Source organism: Roseburia hominis A2-183 (genome assembly GCF_000225345.1).
Lineage (GTDB): Bacteria > Bacillota > Clostridia > Lachnospirales > Lachnospiraceae > Roseburia > Roseburia hominis.
In genome coordinates this window covers 3,341,194-3,357,719 of record NC_015977.1, presented here as the reverse complement: position 1 = coordinate 3,357,719, position 16,526 = coordinate 3,341,194, and the positions used below count along the sequence as shown (strand labels likewise).

The window sequence follows — 16,526 nt, the reverse complement described above, 5'->3', positions numbered from 1 at the left end:
AGGGACACCGCAATGCCTCCGTCTGTCTGCAGTATTTACACTGGAGGCAGCAGTCGTGATGCCGGTGCTGGCATGCTTTTTTGTGAGTGTTCTCTTTTTCTTCCGCATCATGCAGATTCAGCTTGAGGTGCAGAGGGCATTGGATGATACGGGACGGAAGCTGGCAGTCTGCGCGACAACTGTGTCATCCGACGGGGCGGCGCTCCCTGGAATGGCAGAGGCTTTGCTTTTGAGAGAGATGGCGGACCGCACGGAAGCAGAAACTTACATCACAGGAGGAAAGTTTGGAATCAGCCTGATTGGATCCGATTTCTCCGGGGAGGAGATCACACTGCGGGCGGCGTATCATATCCGGCTGCCCATCCGGATCTTCTGGTTGTGGGATTTTGCGATGGAACAGCGGGCAGATTGCAGGAAATGGACAGGATGGAGTGCTGCAGAGGGAAGTGATGAAGACCAGTGGGTGTATGTCACACAGACAGGAACCGCCTATCACAGGGAGTATAGCTGCACGCATCTGGAGCTGTCGATCCGGTCTGTGGCGGAGGCGGAAATTGCGGCACTTCGCAATGAGAACGGGGAAGCATATAGAAAATGCATGCAGTGCCGGTATGCGGAAAATGCATTCGGACGGCTCTATATTACGAACCAGGGCGACTGCTACCACAAAGATCTTGGCTGCAGCGGCATCAAGCGAACCGTCCGCATGATACGGCTGTCCGAGGTGGGAACACGCAGACCGTGCAGCCGGTGCGGGCAGTAGCGGGAGAGAGATGGATGAGAGGAGAAGAAAGACAATGCAGAATTGTGTGGGTGAGGTGTTGCTGCTTGGAATATTTGCGGTCACGGCATACCGCGACTGGAAGGAACAGATGATATGCGTGTATGTGCCTCTTGCGGCGGGAATTGCAGGACTGGTTCTTCACCTGATGCTCCCGACACAGAAGCTGACGGATCTGCTGTTGGGTGCAGGAATCGGCGCGGTGCTTTTGCTTGCGGCTTGGGTCAGCAGGGAGGAGATTGGCTACGGGGATGGCGCAATGCTGATGGCAAGCGGTATTTTTCTGGGATTCTGGCGGAATGTGGAGTTGTTTTTAACGGCGCTTATGTTGATTGTTCCGGCGGCGTTGTTTGGACTCATTGTGAAGCATAGAAGAAAGGATTACCGGATGCCGTTTCTTCCATTCCTTTTTGCGGCGTATGTATTTCAGCTGGGATGGCGGTAGAAAACGGGACGAAATGGAGAATTTATGAACGGATGGAGAGGAAGTCTGACCATAGAGGCGGCGCTTGTGGTGCCGCTCGTGCTGGCGTTGTTTGCATTCGCCATGAAGAGCGGTATTCAGATGTATACAGAGTGCAGGGACACCGCGCTGGCGATAGGGCAGGAGCAGGAAATAGAGGCGGTAAAGATGTTTTACCGCTGGCAGGAAGCGGGGGAATTATTTCAAAATGAAGATACAGTATATTAGAAAACTGACGGCAAGCTACATGGTGCTCGCGCAGTGTGAAGAATTGCAGGAATGGGAAAAAAAGATGATTGCTCATGCTCCGAAGGGGAATATTGTGTTTGCGGAATGTGTGCAGGAGAACGGAGAAAAGTATCTGTGGTATAACATTACAGGAAAACAGGCGCTGGATGCGGTGTTGGAGACGGAGACGTTTTCCTATGATATGTTGTGCAATGTACTCAACGGAATTTATGAGGCAGTGCAGCAGTTAGAGGGAATGCTGCTGCCGGCACAGAGTATTCTGTTGTCGGCGGAAAGTATTTTCGTAGATTACCGGACCAGACAGATTTCTTTCTGCTACTATCCGGGGAATCCAATGCCGCTGCCGGAAGCCTTCCGGACGTTCATGGAATATCTGCTGACACGACTGGATCATTCGGATGAGCGTGCGGTCAAAGCGGCATATGATATTTACGGACAGAGCAGTGCAGGGGGAATGGAGTTAAAGGAGCTGAAATCGCTGCTTTTAATGCCGTATGAAAAGGATGAAGCGAAGACAGAGCCGGAGGGTCTGGATGACACAGAACCGGAAGAGCCGAAAGCATATGCCACTGTCGGACAGAAGGAACAGGACGGGAAGCGGGATGCTTCCATATGGAAGCAGATTTTTCGCGGAGAGAGCACGGTGCAGGAACTGCTTGCGGCAGTGTGGGAGAAAATATGGAAAACGACAGGCACAGCTGCAGGCAGACCGGCAGGTGAAAAGGCAGGCAGACCGGCGGACGAAGCGGCAGCATCCGGGGACAAAAGAAGAACGGGCAGATGGAAGATCGGCGGGAATATGAAAAATATGCAGAAGGAGCCGGAGGCGTTTGTCTTTGAACCGGAGGAAGAGGAACATAAATCCGCAAATCCCACGGTGCTTTTGGCGGGAATTTCGCAGAAACCGGAAGGAATCCTGCGCTACGAAGGAACCGGCGGATACTCGGATCTGGTGATAGAGAAAGACAACTATGTAATCGGGAGTACAGCGGAGTGTGATGGCCGGATTCCGAGTGCGACCGTGAGCAGGAGGCATGCAAAGATCAGCAAAAAGGGAGCTGTCTTTTTTATAGAGGATCTCAATTCGTCGAACGGCACCAGAGTGGGTGGAGAATTGCTGAATTATAAAACAGGAATGAGTCTGCAGAAAAATGAGGTCGTGATGTTTGCAGATGAAAAGTTTAGATTTATTTAAGAAAAAATGAGGGAAGTACGTTTGCAATCTGCGCCCGGTCTAACTATAATAACCATATTATAAGAGTGCAGACAGAGGTAACGCGTATGGAAAATGCAGCAGTCGCAAATGTATTAAGAGGAGAAGGCTACCGCTATTGTCACACCAATCTGGCGGAAGCCGGAATTTATTATAAGTATTATCAGGAGGGGTTCCATATTGTAATGGCGGTAGATCTCTCCGGCGGAAACCGGTTCTCTGTGCAGCAGTACCGGAGCATGGAAGAACACGCCATGGATCTGTTCTATCACCCGCAGGGGAGACTTGGGGATTTCCCGGATGGATTTCCGGTATATCATGTGGAGATGCTGACACTTCTGATCGGCGGAGATTCCGAGGTGGAACGAAAGTTGTGCGCAGAGTGCAGGAATGTGTGGGTATATCAGCCCCAAAGCGGACGGCTGCTGATTTATGAGAACCAGCCGGGAGACTTTTTCGGACTCCGGGGGGCATTAGAGCAGGGTGCCGGAACAGGCGGCGCGGGAGAGACGTCGCGGCAGGGTACCGGAGCCGGTGGCTGGGCAGAGACGTCGCGGCAGGGTGCCGGAGCATGTGGCTGGGCAGAGACGTCGTGGCAGGACACAGGTACCGCATATGCATCTGCACAGAATACGGCAAAGAACCGGTTGGGCATTTTGTGGAAGAACATCCGGGCGGAATATGTGACCATCGCTCTCGTTACTGTCAATGTTATAACATATCTTGTGCTTGAATGGCTCGGAGATACGACGAACGGATTTTTTATGGCGGAGCACGGCGCGATGTACCCGGATTTTATCCGGATCAACCATGAATGGTGGAGGATCATAAGTGCTGGCTTCCTTCATTTCGGCGCGGTACATCTGGTGAATAATATGGTGATTTTATACTGTATGGGATCAAGACTGGAGCGTGTCACAGGGCATCTGAAGTATTTTTTGATTTATCTGGTTTCCCTGATCGGGGCGGGACTGCTCTCCTACGGGATGATGCTTCGCACCGGCGATTATGCAGTGTCGGCAGGAGCTTCGGGTGCTATTTTCGGAGTGATTGGCGGATTCCTGTGGATCGTGATACTGCACCGGGGCAGATTTGAGCAGATTACAACCCGGGGAATTATGATGATGATTGTGCTTACCATCTATTACGGGTTTTCCTCGGCGGGAATTGATAACTGGGGACACATCGGAGGTCTGCTTGCCGGATTTGCCGCGACAGTCATTTTATATCACAGAAACCGTCAAAAATATTGATTTTGTGAGCAAAAATTTATATACTGAAAGCAGTATGTTCCATAAAGCGACAGATGGGACAAAACGGAGGCTTTGAATGAAAGTAAATATTTATTACGGTGGACGGGGACTGTTGGACGATCCGACACTTTATGTTTTGAATAAGATGGAAGAAGTGCTGCGCGAACTGCGTGTGACGGTCGATCGGATCAATATCTATGAGCACAAGAATGAAATAGCGACCCTGCCGCAGACGATGAAAGAGGCGGACGGTATTATTCTTGCGACCACGATCGAGTGGCTCGGAATCGGCGGCTACATGCAGCAGTTTCTCGATGCATGCTGGCTGTACGGCGATAAGGAGAAGATTCAGACGACCTATATGCAGCCGATCGTGATGTCTACGACCTACGGGGAGCGTGAGGGTGAGATGACGCTGGCAAATGCCTGGGAGATTCTCGGCGGGCTTCCGTGTCCGGGACTCTGCGGATATGTGGAGGATCTGGTGTCGTTTGAGATGAACAAGGACTACACGGTCATCATTGAGAAGAAGGCGGAGAATCTCTACCGGACGATTTCTCAGAAGATGAAAAGTCTCCCGAACAGTAACCTCGCGGTCAGACAGAGTGTGCTGCGCACACCGCAGATGGAACTCACTCCACAGGAAAGTGAGCAGCTGTCCAAGTATGTATCGGATGACAGCTATGTGAAGAAGCAGAAGGAAGATATTCAGGAACTGGCATCCATGTTCAAGGATATGCTTGGAAAGGTCAGCCAGGAAGAGGATGTAGCCTATATCGATCAGCTGCGCAATGCGTTTGTTCCGCAGCAGGATTTTCATGCCAGATATCTGTTTATGTTTGCAGATAAGAAAAAGCCGCTTTTTATTGAAGTGAAAGATGAGGATCTCACGATACAATATGGTCAGGAAGAGAATATTGATATCTATGCAAAACTGACGCCGGAAGTAATGGATGGCGTGATTGCCGGGAGGATGACATTCCAGAGAGCCTTTATGACAGGCGAGATGACTGCGAAGGGCAATTTTAAGATTCTGCGGATGCTGGATACCGTGTTCAATTTTGCGTAAGAGGAAGTGCGATGGTGAAGGTGCATCCGTCACCCGGTCTGGAATCGCAGGTTAATGTACCGTGGTGTGATTCGATGATCTGACGGGTAATGACAAGTCCCAGACCGCTGCCTCCCGTTTTGGAGGTAATAAAAGGCTGGAAGATGGTATCCGCCAGAGCCGGGTCGAGTCCGCCGCCGTGGTCAGTGATGGCAATGCTCATAAAGGGTTCTTCATAAAAGACGTGGACATCGGTAGTGCCACTCTCATGCATGGCTTCAAATGCATTTTTGATAATATTTATGACAGCTTGTTTTAAAAGCTGCGGATCCAGTTCGATCAGGGGAAGGTTCTCTTCAAGCTGGAAGTTACAGACAAAGTTCTTCCAGGATAGTACACGGATGGAAGTGTCGATCTGATGCATAAACGAATAAATGCTTACCTGCATCAGATTCAGTTGATTGCACAGCCGCGCAGAGGACAGCTGAATGACCATGTTTTTCAGAAAACAGAGTTCCGACATGGATTCACTCCAGTAGTCAAATTCCCGCACTTCAGGGTGTTTCTTTTCAACGAGCTGAAGGGAGCTGTTTATCAACGTAATAGAATTTTTTATTTCGTGGAAAATATGAAGGTAATCCTCGTTGCTTAACAATGTAATCCCTGCCTTGTTGATCTGATTTAACACGTGACACAACTTAGTGTAGCATTTATACAAAAGAAGTTCAATAACAACCAGTTTACAAAATTCGACAGGTGTAAGAAAGGAGTAATCATATTATGAGACAAGCAGACTGTATTTTTTGTAAGATTATTGCGGGAGAGATTCCGTCCAACACGATCTATGAGGATGACACATTTAAGGTGATTCTCGATGCAAGCCCGGCGTCAAAAGGACACGCGCTGATTCTTCCGAAGAAGCACTATGCGGATATCTATGATATCGATGAGGAAGTTGCAGGAAAAGCCATGAAGCTTGCCAAGAAGCTTGCAGGACATATGACAGAGGTTCTTGGCTGTGATGGATTTAATATTCTTCAGAATAATCACGAAGTTGCAGGACAGACAGTATTCCACTTCCATATGCATCTGATTCCACGCTATCAGAACGCGGAGAATAACGACATTCTGATGTGGAGCCATGAGAACTTCTCGGATGAGGAGATGGCACAGATCAGAGATTCTCTGAGCCGGAACTAGAAACGGAGCATGGCTTTGGATTAGAAACGATCATTCAAAGGAACTGCCACAATAAGCATAGACCTCTTTGGGATGATAAGTAATATTATCAGAAGATCACTTCGTGAGATTTCAGATGGAAATGCAGATGGAAATTTGTTGGAGAAAAATGTCAGCATTTCTTCCAGCTGAATGTTTGCATCGGATTCCGTGTCTCTTCCACGTTTGGACAATCCGACGGGTGCATGTCCGACACACCGGAGACAATGGGCGGACTTTCTGGTGTCCCTAATGGCGCCTCTTCACAGACAATATAAAACCGCGCGAACCGAAACTCGTTGCCATCTGCTATTAAAAATATGGCAGATGGCAACTCAGACATCGGCTTCGCGCGGTTATGTTTTGTTCAGAGGTGCCATAAGGGACACACACAAAAGTCCTACAAATTGTCTTCCGGGATGCGGACATGACCCGCGGAGTGCTCCAAACTTGGAAAGACACGGATCATCGAAGATGCAAACATCCGGCTGGTTAGAAATGCCACATTTTTTGAACCCAATTTCCATCTGCATTCCAGCTGAAATCCCCGAGTGTGTTTCTTATAATATTACTTATCAACGCAAAGCACAATATGCTTATTGCGGCGGGGTCTTTCTATGCAGGAACCTCTATTTGTGTGAAGATGCCTCGCGGATCAGTCCCATGATCGTCTCGATGGAGTTTGTGACCTTGCTGTGCTCCATGGCATCGATATAAGCGTCCTTTTTGTGGAAGACATGGTCGATGGCTTCCAACAGTGTGGTGTTGGTCAGTTCTTCCTCCTCAAGAACATAGCTGAATCCCTGGGAACGGAAAGAGTTGGCGTTTAAGATCTGATCGCCGCGGCTGGCTGCTGCCGGGAGCGGAATCAAGATATTCGGTTTGCGCAGTGCGAGAAGCTCGCAGATTGCGTTGGCTCCGGCGCGGGAGATGACAAGAGAGGAGAGTGCGAACAGGTCGGCAAGTTCCTCGTTGGCATACTCAAACTGGGCATAACCGGCGATGGCGTTCAGGGAAGTGTCTACATTTCCCTTGCCGCACAGGTGAATGACATTATAATTTTTTATCAGCTCCGGAAGCAGATCCCGGATGGCGGTATTGATGGCACGGGAGCCGCTGCTTCCGCCGACGATCAGAAGCGCCGGTTTTGCGGAATCTGTAAAATTGCAGAGTGCAAAAGCGCGGCCGGCATCTCCGGACAGTAATTCCGCACGGATGGGCGTGCCGGTAAGCACGGCTTTATCCTCGGGAACATGTGCCATCGTCTCCGGGAAATTGCAGCATACTTTTGTGGCTTTTGGAATCGCAATGCGGTTGGCGAGTCCCGGCGTGAGATCCGATTCATGGATGATCGCAGGAATATGGCAGCGGCTTGCTGCAAGCACAACCGGCACGGAGACAAAGCCTCCCTTTGAGAAAACGACATCCGGCTTTAACTTTTTCAAAAGACGGATGGATTGATGGTAGCCTTTTAAAACTTTGAACGGATCCGAAAAATTTTTCGGATCAAAATAACGTCTGAGCTTTCCGGACGAGATGCCGTAATACGGTACACCCTGCTCCTCGATCAGCCGTTTTTCGATTCCCTCATAGGAACCGATGTAGGATATTTCATAACCTTCCTTCTGCAGAGCTGGAAATAAAGCAATATTCGGCGTTACATGCCCTGCAGTTCCCCCTCCGGTCATAACAATTTTCTTCATAGTAAGAATCCCTTTCCTCATGGTCTGCTTCCCTTATTTATAATACCCTTATGCATAAAAGTCAAGAAAAGACTTGGAGATCGGACTCTGCGGCGGCAATGGAAAAAGGGTGTGGATAATGCTGGCACGGTATGTAAAAAGAATGTCGCAAATTGCGGTGAGATCACGGGGAAATCCTCTTTTCAAATTCGTGCAGGTTTCTTATAATATAGAAGAAATCGGACAGGGAAAAGTCTGATCGGAAAGAGAGGTAATGGACATGCTCTGGCTGGAACATATTTCACCGGAACAGTTGCAGATGGGAGCTGCGGTATGCAATCTGCTCACCGTGATGCTTCTGATTGTCACATTACATAAGATAAACAGAATCCAGAGATATATACAGAAGAAACAGACCGGCACGGACAGAAAGGAGAGCATAGAGTGCGGGGAACTTTCTCCGACGCAATGCGATTCACAATGTAAAGAAGCAGCTGGTGAGGTGAAAAAATACCCGGCGGACATGCTGATTGATGAGGTTATTGAAGAGGTATTTTCTTAAGAAAATCTTCATAAAAACGAAAAACTGGCAAAATGCACAAAAAACAGCCGGAAGTCTTGTAAAATGGGGCTTCCGGATGCCTCTTTCTATAGAAAAACAACGGCATGAAGACGCGGAAAGCCCCGAAAACTTGACAAAAAACAGTACCTTTGTTATAATTCCTGCTGTAACAAATCCGTAACAATTGTAACAAAATATGAATAAAACAGCACAAAGGTGTAATACTATTTCAATAAACATGTGATTACACCGATGGAGGGTTCTATGAGTTTGAAGAAAAGAGCGATTGAGGGAATCGTGGTTGCCGGATCCCTGGTGATGATGAGCACAATCGCACAGGCTGCTGATCTTGACGGAGTACAGGTAAGGAACGCAGCGGTACAGGCAGAGACGGACTTCGCTACAGGGGGAACAGCAGGAGTTGTTGCCCGGTTAGATCAGTTAGAAGCAGAGGCATTTGGTGATATTGAAGCGGCGACAGCCGGTGTGAACCAGACAGGAAGACTTCTGGTTGCTACAGCGGAGGAAGCGGTTTCGGATACAGAAGCTGCGGAGACATTAGATGCACAGCTGCAGCAGGCCGAAGCAACAGAGACACAGCAGGCAGATGCAGCACAGAGCGAGACAGAGGCAGCACAGAGCCAGGCAGATGGCGAGCAGGCAGCGGATGCAGAGCAGACAGACGCTGATGCGCAGTCGGAGGATGCACAGAGCACGGACGCAGATCAGATGTCTGCGGAAGAGCAGGAGTGGCAGAACCGCCTGATGGCAGATGTCGACGATTTCCTGTATATCAGGGAATCCGGAGACGAAAATGCAGCGATTGTCGGCAAATTATACAAGGGAGATGTGGCGGAGATCGCCGAGACAGGCGATACCTGGACACATGTGGAATCCGGAAACGTAGACGGATATGTGAAAAATTCCTACTGCGTGACGGGATCGGAAGCATATACCTATGCGAACGATACATTTGATACAGAGGTAGAGATCCAGACGAACGGACTTCGCATCAGAAGCAGCGCAGACCCGGACGCGTCCGTGCTGGCAGCGGTATCGACGGGAATGACTTTTCCGCTGGATGCAGATGCGGAGACCGTAGACGGATGGGTTGCGATTGATTACAAGGGAACCACCGGTTATGTGAGCGCAGAGTATGTGACGACGGAGCTTGCACTCGGTGAGGCTGTCACGATCGAGGAGGAGCAGGCAGCAGCTGCGAAGGCTGCGGCAGAAGCGGCAAAGTCCTCACAGGTGTCCAGCGCGGGTACCGTTCAGAATTCTGCAGTGTCCGCTTCGGTGGATGATGTGACACTGCTTGCCGCACTGATTCAGTGCGAGGCAGGAAACGAGTGCTACGAAGGACAGCTTGCAGTCGGTGCGGTTGTCATGAACCGTGTGAGATCCGGCAGATATGCGGGCAGCATTTACGGTGTAATATATCAGGCAGGACAGTTCCCACCGGCAGGAAGAGGAGCCGTTGCAAGCATTGCTGCAAACGGTCCGAAGTCCAGCTGCATTCAGGCAGCACAGGAAGCACTCAACGGTGCTGACAATACGGGCGGTGCGACATGCTTTAGCAGAGCTTCTTCCGGACACGCGGGTGTGGTAATCGGGAACCACGTATTTTATTAAACAGGAATCATGGCAGAGCCGTGGGAAATGATGAGACATTTCCTACGGCTTTTCTTGTATTTTCAAATCAAATATAGTAATATGATATTTAACGGGGAAAATTGTGTTAGAGATCCGGGCAGAAAAGAATTGGAGGTTAGATAATGGGAGGATTATTAGTAGCATTTTTGATTTTGGTTATTCTGATATTGGCAGTTGTGGTGTCCTGTATTAAGATCGTACCACAGGCGCATGCGTATATTGTGGAGCGTCTGGGCGGATATCTTGCAACATGGCCGGTAGGTCTTCATCTGCTGATACCGTTTATTGACCGCGTGGCGAAGAAGGTTACCCTGAAAGAGCAGGTGGTTGATTTCCCGCCGCAGCCGGTAATCACAAAAGATAATGTTACGATGCAGATTGATACGGTTGTTTATTTCCAGATCACAGATCCGAAGCTGTATGCATACGGTGTGGAGAACCCGCTGATGGCGATCGAAAACCTGACCGCAACGACACTGCGTAACATCATCGGTGATCTCGAGCTGGATGAGACACTGACATCCAGAGAGACGATCAACACGCAGATGAGAGCAACACTTGATGTGGCAACTGATCCTTGGGGCATCAAGGTAAACCGTGTAGAGCTTAAGAATATCATTCCGCCTGCAGCGATCCAAGATGCGATGGAGAAGCAGATGAAAGCAGAGCGTGAGCGAAGAGAAGCGATCCTTCGTGCAGAGGGTGAGAAGAAGTCTACTGTCCTCGTGGCAGAAGGTAAGAAAGAATCCGCAATTCTCGATGCAGAGGCAGAGAAGCAGGCGGCGATCCTCCGCGCAGAGGCGAAGAAAGAGGCCACTATCCGCGAGGCAGAAGGTCAGGCTGAGGCAATCCTTAAGATTCAGCAGGCAAACGCAGACGGTCTCCGCATGATCAAGGATGCGGCTCCGGATCAGGGTGTCATCCAGTTAAAGAGCCTTGAGGCATTTGCGAAGGCGGCAGACGGCAAGGCGACGAAGATCATCATTCCGTCTGAGATTCAGGGAATCGCAGGGCTGGCAAAATCTGTGACAGAAATAGCTCTGGAGAACAAATAGAACATCGGATAGATCAGATTGAAAATAGGGGCTGTCACGAAAGTGGCAGCCTGTTTATTCTGCAACAGGAAGCACAAAGCGACAAGGAGGAACGCAATCATGAACTTAAAAGGACGCAATTTCTTAAAACTGATGGATTACACACCGGAAGAGATTCTCTACCTGATTGATCTGGCAGCGGATCTTAAGAGCAAGAAGAAGCAGGGAATTCTGCATGATAGTCTGATCGGAAAAAATATAGCGCTGATTTTCGAGAAGACAAGCACCCGCACACGGTGTTCTTTTGAGGTGGCAGCACATGATCTCGGAATGCATGTGACTTACCTTGATCCATCCGGTTCGCAGATCGGCAAAAAGGAGAGCATTCCGGACACAGCGCGTGTGCTGGGACGCATGTTTGACGGTATCGAGTACCGCGGATACGGACAGGACATTGTGGAGGAGCTGGCAAAATATGCAGGGGTTCCAGTGTGGAACGGTCTGACGAACGAGTTCCATCCGACGCAGATGCTTGCAGATATGCTGACAATCCGGGAACACCTGGGCCACTTAAAGGGTGTGAAGTTTGTATACATGGGTGACGCCCGCTACAATATGGGCAATTCCCTGATGGTGACCTGCGCAAAGCTCGGTATGGATTTTGTCGCATGTACTTCCAGGAAATATTTCCCGAACGAGGAGCTGGTTGATTACTGCAAAAAAGTAGCAGCCGAGACCGGAGCATCGATCACGCTGACCGAAGATGTGGCAGAGGGCACGAAGGACGCGGACGTTATTTACACGGATGTCTGGGTATCGATGGGCGAGCCGGACGAAGTCTGGGCAGAGCGCCTACAGGATCTGATGCCGTATCAGGTCAACAAGGCAGCCATGGCAAATGCCAAGCCGACGGCGATCTTCATGCACTGCCTGCCGGCATTCCATGACTTAAAGACCAAGATCGGCAAGGAAGTCTATGAGAAATTCGGTTACAGCGAGCTTGAGGTGACCGACGAAGTATTTGAGAGTGAGCAGTCGGTTGTATTTGATGAGGCAGAGAACCGTATGCACACGATTAAGGCAGTCATGCTTGCTACACTGGGAGAATAAGAGGGAACATCATGAAAGCAGAACTACTTTCCGTTTTAAGAGATGCCGACGATTATGTGTCAGGACAGGATCTGTGTGAAAAGTTCGGAGTATCCCGGACGGCGGTCTGGAAGGGCATCAACCAGCTCAAGGAAGCCGGGTATGAGATAGAGGCGGTGCCGAACAAGGGATATAAGCTGTTGTCGGTGCCGGACACACTGAGTGAGGAAGAATTAAAAAGTATCCGTAAGACCGCGTGGGTGGGACAGGAGATTTTTTACTATCCGGTCATCGATTCCACCAATACCAGGGCGAAGCAGCTGGCGGAGGAAGATTACCCTACCGGAACGCTTGTGGTCGCCGGACAGCAGGATGCAGGCAGAGGCAGAAGAGGAAGGAGCTTTGAGTCCCCGCAGGGAGCCGGCATTTTTATGACGCTGATGTTAAAGCCGGAGTTGTCGCCCGTGAATGCGCCGATGTTGACGCTGGTGGCGGCGCTTGCGGTGTGTGCGGCGATCGTGAAGACGACAGGCAGACCGGCGGGCATCAAATGGCCGAATGACATTGTCATGAACGGGAAAAAAGTCTGCGGTATTCTGACGGAGATGAGCGCACAGATGGATTATGTCAACCACATTGTGATCGGCATTGGCATCAACGTTCACAATGAATCGTTCCCGGAGGAGATTGCCCCGGTGGCAACTTCACTCTACATGGAGACCGGAGAACATTTTAACCGCGCGGCTCTGATTGAGGAAGTATGGGAACAGTTTGAACATTATTATGCAATTTTCATGGAGACCGAAGATCTGAGCGGTCTTGTGAAGGAGTACGATGCGCATCTGGTCAACCGGAACCAGATCGTGAAGGTGCTTGATCCGAAGGAACCGTTTGAGGGAAAAGCGATGGGCATCACGCCGCGGGGCGAGCTGATCGTGGATACCTGGGAGAGCAGAAGACTCGTATCGGCGGGGGAGGTCTCCGTCCGGGGCGTCTATGGATACGTGTAGAGGGTGCTGCGCGGGCGGCGTCCGTGGAAACGGTTTGGAAAGGAATGTCTGAGATGGAAGAAGTGGTACTGTGCGGTGCGAGCGCATACAATAAAAAATTTTACCTGAACGAAGATTTTAAGGGTCTGCCGGAGCAGATCAAGAACGAGTTGAAGATCATGTGCGTGCTTTTCACGGAGGATGTGGGCGGTATTTTTCAGCTGGTGTTCAGCGAAACGGGCGAACTGGAATTCCGCACCTCCTGCGATGAAAATGATCTGCTGTACGACGAGATCGGCTGCGGACTTAAGATCCGTCAGTTACAGCAGACAAAACAGGAACTGCTGGAAGCGCTGCAGATGTATTATAAGGTTTTATACGTGGGAATATAGGGGGTACGGACGATGATAATGACGATTGATGTGGGAAACACAAATATTACCGTGGGAGTATTCCGGGGAGACGAGGTGGTATCGAATTTTCGTATCACGACGAAAATGCCCCGTACATCCGATGAATACGGGATGCTGTTGAGCAACCTGCTGGAGCAGAATTCGATTTCACATGACGATATTGAGGATGCGATTATCGCATCGGTTGTTCCGAATGTGATGCATTCCCTTGAGGGGGCGATTATCAAGTATTTTAGCATCCGGCCGATTATTGTGGAGCCGGGAACCAAGACCGGTATCCGTGTCGTGACTGAGAACCCGCGCCAGATCGGTGCGGACCGTATTGTGGATGCAGCGGCAGCGTATGAGCTGTATGGCGGACCGGTGCTTGTCCTTGATTTTGGCACGGCAACCACGTACGATCTGGTGGACAAGGACGGCGCGTTTGTATCCGGCGTTACAGCTCCAGGAATCCGCATTTCCGCAAAAGCATTGTGGGAAGATGCGGCGAAGCTTCCGGAGATTGAGATCCGCAAGCCGGCGAGCATCCTCGCGAAGGAGACGATTTCCTCCATGCAGGCAGGGCTTGTCTACGGGCAGATCGGACAGACGGAATACATCATCCGTCATATGATCGATGAGGCGAACATGGGCGAGGTCAAGGTCGTGGCAACCGGCGGACTGGGCAGAATCATTGCAAATGAGACCACAATGATCGATGTGTATGACCCGAACCTGACATTGAAGGGCATGAATCTCATCTATAAAAAGCAGAACCGTAAATCCGGGAAGATTAAGTAAGTAGAAAATGAGGGTGGCAGCGTGGCAATAATCCGAACACTGCAGATAGGAAATGTAACCTTAGAAAATAATTTGATACTGGCACCAATGGCAGGCGTAAGCGACCTGCCATTTCGCTTGCTTTGCAGGGAACAGGGCGCGGGGCTGGTGTGCATGGAAATGGTGAGCGCCAAGGCGATTCTGTATAAGAACCGCAACACGGAGGAGCTTCTTACCATTGATCCAAAGGAGCACCCGGTATCGCTGCAGCTTTTCGGCTCCGATCCGGATATTATCAGTGAGATTGCGAAGCAGATTGAGGAGCGGCCGTTTGACATTCTGGATCTGAATATGGGTTGTCCGGTTCCGAAGGTCGTCAACAACGGGGACGGCTCCGCGCTCATGAAAAATCCGAGGCTTGCCGGGGAGATCATAGAGAAGACGGCGCGGGCGATCAAAAAACCGCTGACCGTGAAGATCCGCAAGGGATTCGACGATGCGCACGTCAATGCGGTCGAGCTGGCGCACATTGCGCAGGAGAGCGGTGCGGCGGCGGTCGCGGTGCACGGGCGCACCAGAGAGCAGTATTATGCCGGACATGCGGACTGGGATATTATCCGCCAGGTGAAGGAGGCGGTATCTATTCCTGTCATTGGAAATGGGGATATCCGCACACCGGAGGATGTGGCGGCGATGGCAGAGCAGACCGGCTGCGACGGCTATATGATCGCGCGCGGAGCGGAGGGAAATCCCTGGATTTTCCGTCAGATTCTGCATTATTTTGAGACGGGGGAGCACCTTTCCCGGCCGGATTTTTCAGAGGTGACGGAGATGCTGCTGCGCCATGCAAAGATGCAGATCGACTGCAAGGGAGACTACACGGGCATCCGTGAGATCCGCAAGCATGCGGCATGGTACACCGCGGGGTACCGCAATTCGTCCAAGCTTCGAGGAAGAATCAACGAGGTGGAGAATTACGAGCAGCTCGAGGCATTATTCCGGGAAGTGGAGTCATATAATGAGAAAAACGGATACGAGGCATAGGAAATGTCCTATTCTAATGAGTTTCTTAGAAATTTCCGACCGGTATTTCTGGCGATCTTAAAGGCGCAAAGCTTTCGCCCGGAGCGCGTGGAGCTTGTGGTGATTGACGAGGAGCGGAGCCATGTCTTTGAACCGGCGGATGTGCGCGATGTGCTCGAACAGATCGGTGACGATCTGAATTACCTTACGGTGTACACCGGGCGCCCCGCATATTTTTCCGCGTTTGCAGAGAGAATGTATGAGGAGAACGGGCTGGTGGTGATGGTTTTTCCCAAAACCAGACTGTCTGCGTGGGAAGGACAGGCGGGGGTGAGAGAAACGTTTCTGACCCGGAAGGTAATCCTGGATTTTGAGTGGGAGGGAGCATACCGGACAGAGATGATCTGCGCCGCGGCGACCTACATCCCGATCCACAAAAAGCCCTGGAAACAAGGCGAAAATCTTGACATCATGGTGCCTATCGGTTATAATACTGTGATTGTTAAGAGCATGCATCACCAGAGAGAAAAGCTTGGACGTGACCGATTTGAAGAAGCTTTTTATGAAAATTGAACTGATAAAAATTACAAAGAAGGGTAGAGAGTAATGGACAAGAAAAACATTCTGACGTATGAAGGACTCAAAAAACTGGAGGACGAATTAGAGGATTTAAAGGTTGTCAAGAGAAAGGAAGTCTCCCAGAAGATCAAGGAAGCAAGAGAGCAGGGCGATCTGTCCGAGAATGCAGAGTACGATGCAGCGAAGGACGAGCAGAGAGATATTGAGGCACGTATTGAAGAGCTTGAGAAGATCCTCAAGAATGCTGAAGTATTTGTAGAGGAAGAGGCTGACTTAGATAAGGTAAGCATCGGATGTCAGGTAAAGATCTTAGACTGTGAATTCGACGAGGAGCTGACCTACAAGATCGTGGGTTCCACAGAGGCAAACAGCTTAAAGGGCAAGATTTCCAATGAGTCGCCGGTTGGTAAGGCGCTTCTTGGAAAGAAAGTCGGCGATACCGTAACGGTAACGACACCGGCAGGAGAGTTCGAGTACAAGATACTTTCCATTCACAGATCATCAAACGAGTAGAG

Annotated in this window: 19 protein-coding genes; 17 read left to right on the top strand and 2 right to left on the bottom strand. The window is 50.2% G+C overall.

The genetic code is table 11. The features are described from left to right. Window positions 1-55 precede the first annotated feature (55 nt). The 6 genes from RHOM_RS15315 to RHOM_RS15290 all read left to right on the top strand — a co-directional run bounded on the left by RHOM_RS15315 (window position 56) and on the right by RHOM_RS15290 (window position 5,028). Window positions 56-763 (top strand): pilus assembly protein, encoded by a 708-nt coding sequence (locus tag RHOM_RS15315; protein ID WP_143761752.1) that lies wholly within the window; start codon window positions 56-58, stop codon window positions 761-763. A gap of 34 nt (window positions 764-797) precedes the next feature. Then, entirely contained in the window at window positions 798-1,226 is a 429-nt protein-coding gene (locus tag RHOM_RS16635) for a prepilin peptidase (protein ID WP_014081179.1), read from the top strand. 24 nt (window positions 1,227-1,250) lie between these two features. Further along, window positions 1,251-1,472: a TadE/TadG family type IV pilus assembly protein gene (locus tag RHOM_RS15305; protein WP_014081178.1), complete on the top strand. Its 222-nt coding sequence runs from the start codon at window positions 1,251-1,253 to the stop codon at window positions 1,470-1,472. Next, window positions 1,453-2,688, top strand: a complete 1,236-nt coding sequence (locus tag RHOM_RS16630; RefSeq protein ID WP_014081177.1) for a DUF6382 domain-containing protein — start codon at window positions 1,453-1,455, stop codon at window positions 2,686-2,688. Before RHOM_RS15305 ends, RHOM_RS16630 begins: the two co-directional genes overlap by 20 nt. 86 nt (window positions 2,689-2,774) lie before the next feature. Further along, window positions 2,775-3,959, top strand: a complete 1,185-nt coding sequence (locus RHOM_RS16625) for a rhomboid family intramembrane serine protease (RefSeq protein WP_014081176.1) — start codon at window positions 2,775-2,777, stop codon at window positions 3,957-3,959. 76 nt (window positions 3,960-4,035) lie between these two features. Next, window positions 4,036-5,028, top strand: coding sequence for an SCP2 sterol-binding domain-containing protein (locus RHOM_RS15290; RefSeq protein ID WP_014081175.1), 993 nt, complete (start codon window positions 4,036-4,038; stop codon window positions 5,026-5,028). Here RHOM_RS15290 and RHOM_RS15285 read toward each other — a convergent pair. Then, window positions 5,015-5,695: a sensor histidine kinase gene (locus tag RHOM_RS15285; protein ID WP_242823143.1), complete on the bottom strand. Its 681-nt coding sequence runs from the start codon at window positions 5,693-5,695 to the stop codon at window positions 5,015-5,017. The two genes, RHOM_RS15290 and RHOM_RS15285, sit on opposite strands and share 14 nt — an antisense overlap. 92 nt (window positions 5,696-5,787) lie before the next feature. Between RHOM_RS15285 and RHOM_RS15280 the strand changes: the two genes are divergently transcribed. Beyond that, entirely contained in the window at window positions 5,788-6,207 is a 420-nt protein-coding gene (locus tag RHOM_RS15280) for an HIT family protein (RefSeq protein ID WP_014081173.1), read from the top strand. A 647-nt stretch (window positions 6,208-6,854) separates the two neighbouring features. On the opposite strand, the gene RHOM_RS15275 is transcribed toward RHOM_RS15280, so the two are convergent. Further along, a complete protein-coding gene (locus RHOM_RS15275; RefSeq protein ID WP_014081172.1) occupies window positions 6,855-7,928 on the bottom strand; it encodes an undecaprenyldiphospho-muramoylpentapeptide beta-N-acetylglucosaminyltransferase in 1,074 nt (357 codons plus the stop codon). 259 nt (window positions 7,929-8,187) lie between these two features. On the opposite strand from RHOM_RS15275, the gene RHOM_RS15270 reads away from it, so the two are divergent. From RHOM_RS15270 to greA, 10 genes are all read left to right on the top strand, one after another. Then, a complete protein-coding gene (locus tag RHOM_RS15270) occupies window positions 8,188-8,469 on the top strand; it encodes a hypothetical protein (protein ID WP_143761750.1) in 282 nt (93 codons plus the stop codon). A 264-nt stretch (window positions 8,470-8,733) separates the two neighbouring features. Further along, on the top strand, window positions 8,734-10,104 hold the full coding sequence (locus tag RHOM_RS15265) for a cell wall hydrolase (protein ID WP_014081169.1): 1,371 nt from the start codon (window positions 8,734-8,736) through the stop codon (window positions 10,102-10,104). Window positions 10,105-10,247: 143 nt separating this feature from the next. Beyond that, on the top strand, window positions 10,248-11,180 hold the full coding sequence (locus RHOM_RS15260) for an SPFH domain-containing protein (protein WP_014081168.1): 933 nt from the start codon (window positions 10,248-10,250) through the stop codon (window positions 11,178-11,180). A 99-nt stretch (window positions 11,181-11,279) separates the two neighbouring features. Beyond that, on the top strand, window positions 11,280-12,269 hold the full coding sequence (gene argF / locus RHOM_RS15255; protein WP_014081167.1) for an ornithine carbamoyltransferase: 990 nt from the start codon (window positions 11,280-11,282) through the stop codon (window positions 12,267-12,269). Window positions 12,270-12,280: 11 nt separating this feature from the next. Continuing rightward, window positions 12,281-13,258 carry a biotin--[acetyl-CoA-carboxylase] ligase gene (locus tag RHOM_RS15250; RefSeq protein WP_014081166.1) on the top strand — a complete coding sequence of 326 codons (978 nt, stop codon included), beginning with the start codon at window positions 12,281-12,283 and terminating at the stop codon, window positions 13,256-13,258. A 44-nt stretch (window positions 13,259-13,302) separates the two neighbouring features. Beyond that, window positions 13,303-13,629 carry a DUF6145 family protein gene (locus RHOM_RS15245; RefSeq protein ID WP_044024709.1) on the top strand — a complete coding sequence of 109 codons (327 nt, stop codon included), beginning with the start codon at window positions 13,303-13,305 and terminating at the stop codon, window positions 13,627-13,629. Window positions 13,630-13,641: 12 nt separating this feature from the next. Next, entirely contained in the window at window positions 13,642-14,430 is a 789-nt protein-coding gene (locus tag RHOM_RS15240; protein ID WP_014081164.1) for a type III pantothenate kinase, read from the top strand. A gap of 30 nt (window positions 14,431-14,460) precedes the next feature. Next, window positions 14,461-15,453, top strand: coding sequence for a tRNA dihydrouridine synthase DusB (dusB, locus tag RHOM_RS15235; RefSeq protein WP_370812305.1), 993 nt, complete (start codon window positions 14,461-14,463; stop codon window positions 15,451-15,453). Between the two features lie 3 nt (window positions 15,454-15,456). Continuing rightward, the gene (locus RHOM_RS15230) at window positions 15,457-16,005 is read left to right on the top strand and encodes a hypothetical protein (protein ID WP_014081162.1); all 549 of its coding nucleotides are present in this window, start codon (window positions 15,457-15,459) and stop codon (window positions 16,003-16,005) included. Window positions 16,006-16,038: 33 nt separating this feature from the next. Further along, the gene (gene greA, locus RHOM_RS15225) at window positions 16,039-16,524 is read left to right on the top strand and encodes a transcription elongation factor GreA (RefSeq protein WP_014081161.1); all 486 of its coding nucleotides are present in this window, start codon (window positions 16,039-16,041) and stop codon (window positions 16,522-16,524) included. Window positions 16,525-16,526: the final 2 nt, after the last annotated feature.

Coding starts and splice junctions, on each gene's coding strand:
- RHOM_RS16635 (WP_014081179.1), top strand. CDS start 798: ATGCAGAATTGTGTGGGTGAGGTGTTGCTGCTTGGAATATTTGCGGTC.
- RHOM_RS15305 (WP_014081178.1), top strand. CDS start 1,251: ATGAACGGATGGAGAGGAAGTCTGACCATAGAGGCGGCGCTTGTGGTG.
- RHOM_RS16630 (WP_014081177.1), top strand. CDS start 1,453: ATGAAGATACAGTATATTAGAAAACTGACGGCAAGCTACATGGTGCTC.
- RHOM_RS16625 (WP_014081176.1), top strand. CDS start 2,775: ATGGAAAATGCAGCAGTCGCAAATGTATTAAGAGGAGAAGGCTACCGC.
- RHOM_RS15290 (WP_014081175.1), top strand. CDS start 4,036: ATGAAAGTAAATATTTATTACGGTGGACGGGGACTGTTGGACGATCCG.
- RHOM_RS15280 (WP_014081173.1), top strand. CDS start 5,788: ATGAGACAAGCAGACTGTATTTTTTGTAAGATTATTGCGGGAGAGATT.
- RHOM_RS15275 (WP_014081172.1), bottom strand. CDS start 7,928: ATGAAGAAAATTGTTATGACCGGAGGGGGAACTGCAGGGCATGTAACG.
- RHOM_RS15270 (WP_143761750.1), top strand. CDS start 8,188: ATGCTCTGGCTGGAACATATTTCACCGGAACAGTTGCAGATGGGAGCT.
- RHOM_RS15265 (WP_014081169.1), top strand. CDS start 8,734: ATGAGTTTGAAGAAAAGAGCGATTGAGGGAATCGTGGTTGCCGGATCC.
- RHOM_RS15260 (WP_014081168.1), top strand. CDS start 10,248: ATGGGAGGATTATTAGTAGCATTTTTGATTTTGGTTATTCTGATATTG.
- argF (WP_014081167.1), top strand. CDS start 11,280: ATGAACTTAAAAGGACGCAATTTCTTAAAACTGATGGATTACACACCG.
- RHOM_RS15250 (WP_014081166.1), top strand. CDS start 12,281: ATGAAAGCAGAACTACTTTCCGTTTTAAGAGATGCCGACGATTATGTG.
- RHOM_RS15245 (WP_044024709.1), top strand. CDS start 13,303: ATGTCTGAGATGGAAGAAGTGGTACTGTGCGGTGCGAGCGCATACAAT.
- RHOM_RS15240 (WP_014081164.1), top strand. CDS start 13,642: ATGATAATGACGATTGATGTGGGAAACACAAATATTACCGTGGGAGTA.
- RHOM_RS15230 (WP_014081162.1), top strand. CDS start 15,457: ATGTCCTATTCTAATGAGTTTCTTAGAAATTTCCGACCGGTATTTCTG.
- greA (WP_014081161.1), top strand. CDS start 16,039: ATGGACAAGAAAAACATTCTGACGTATGAAGGACTCAAAAAACTGGAG.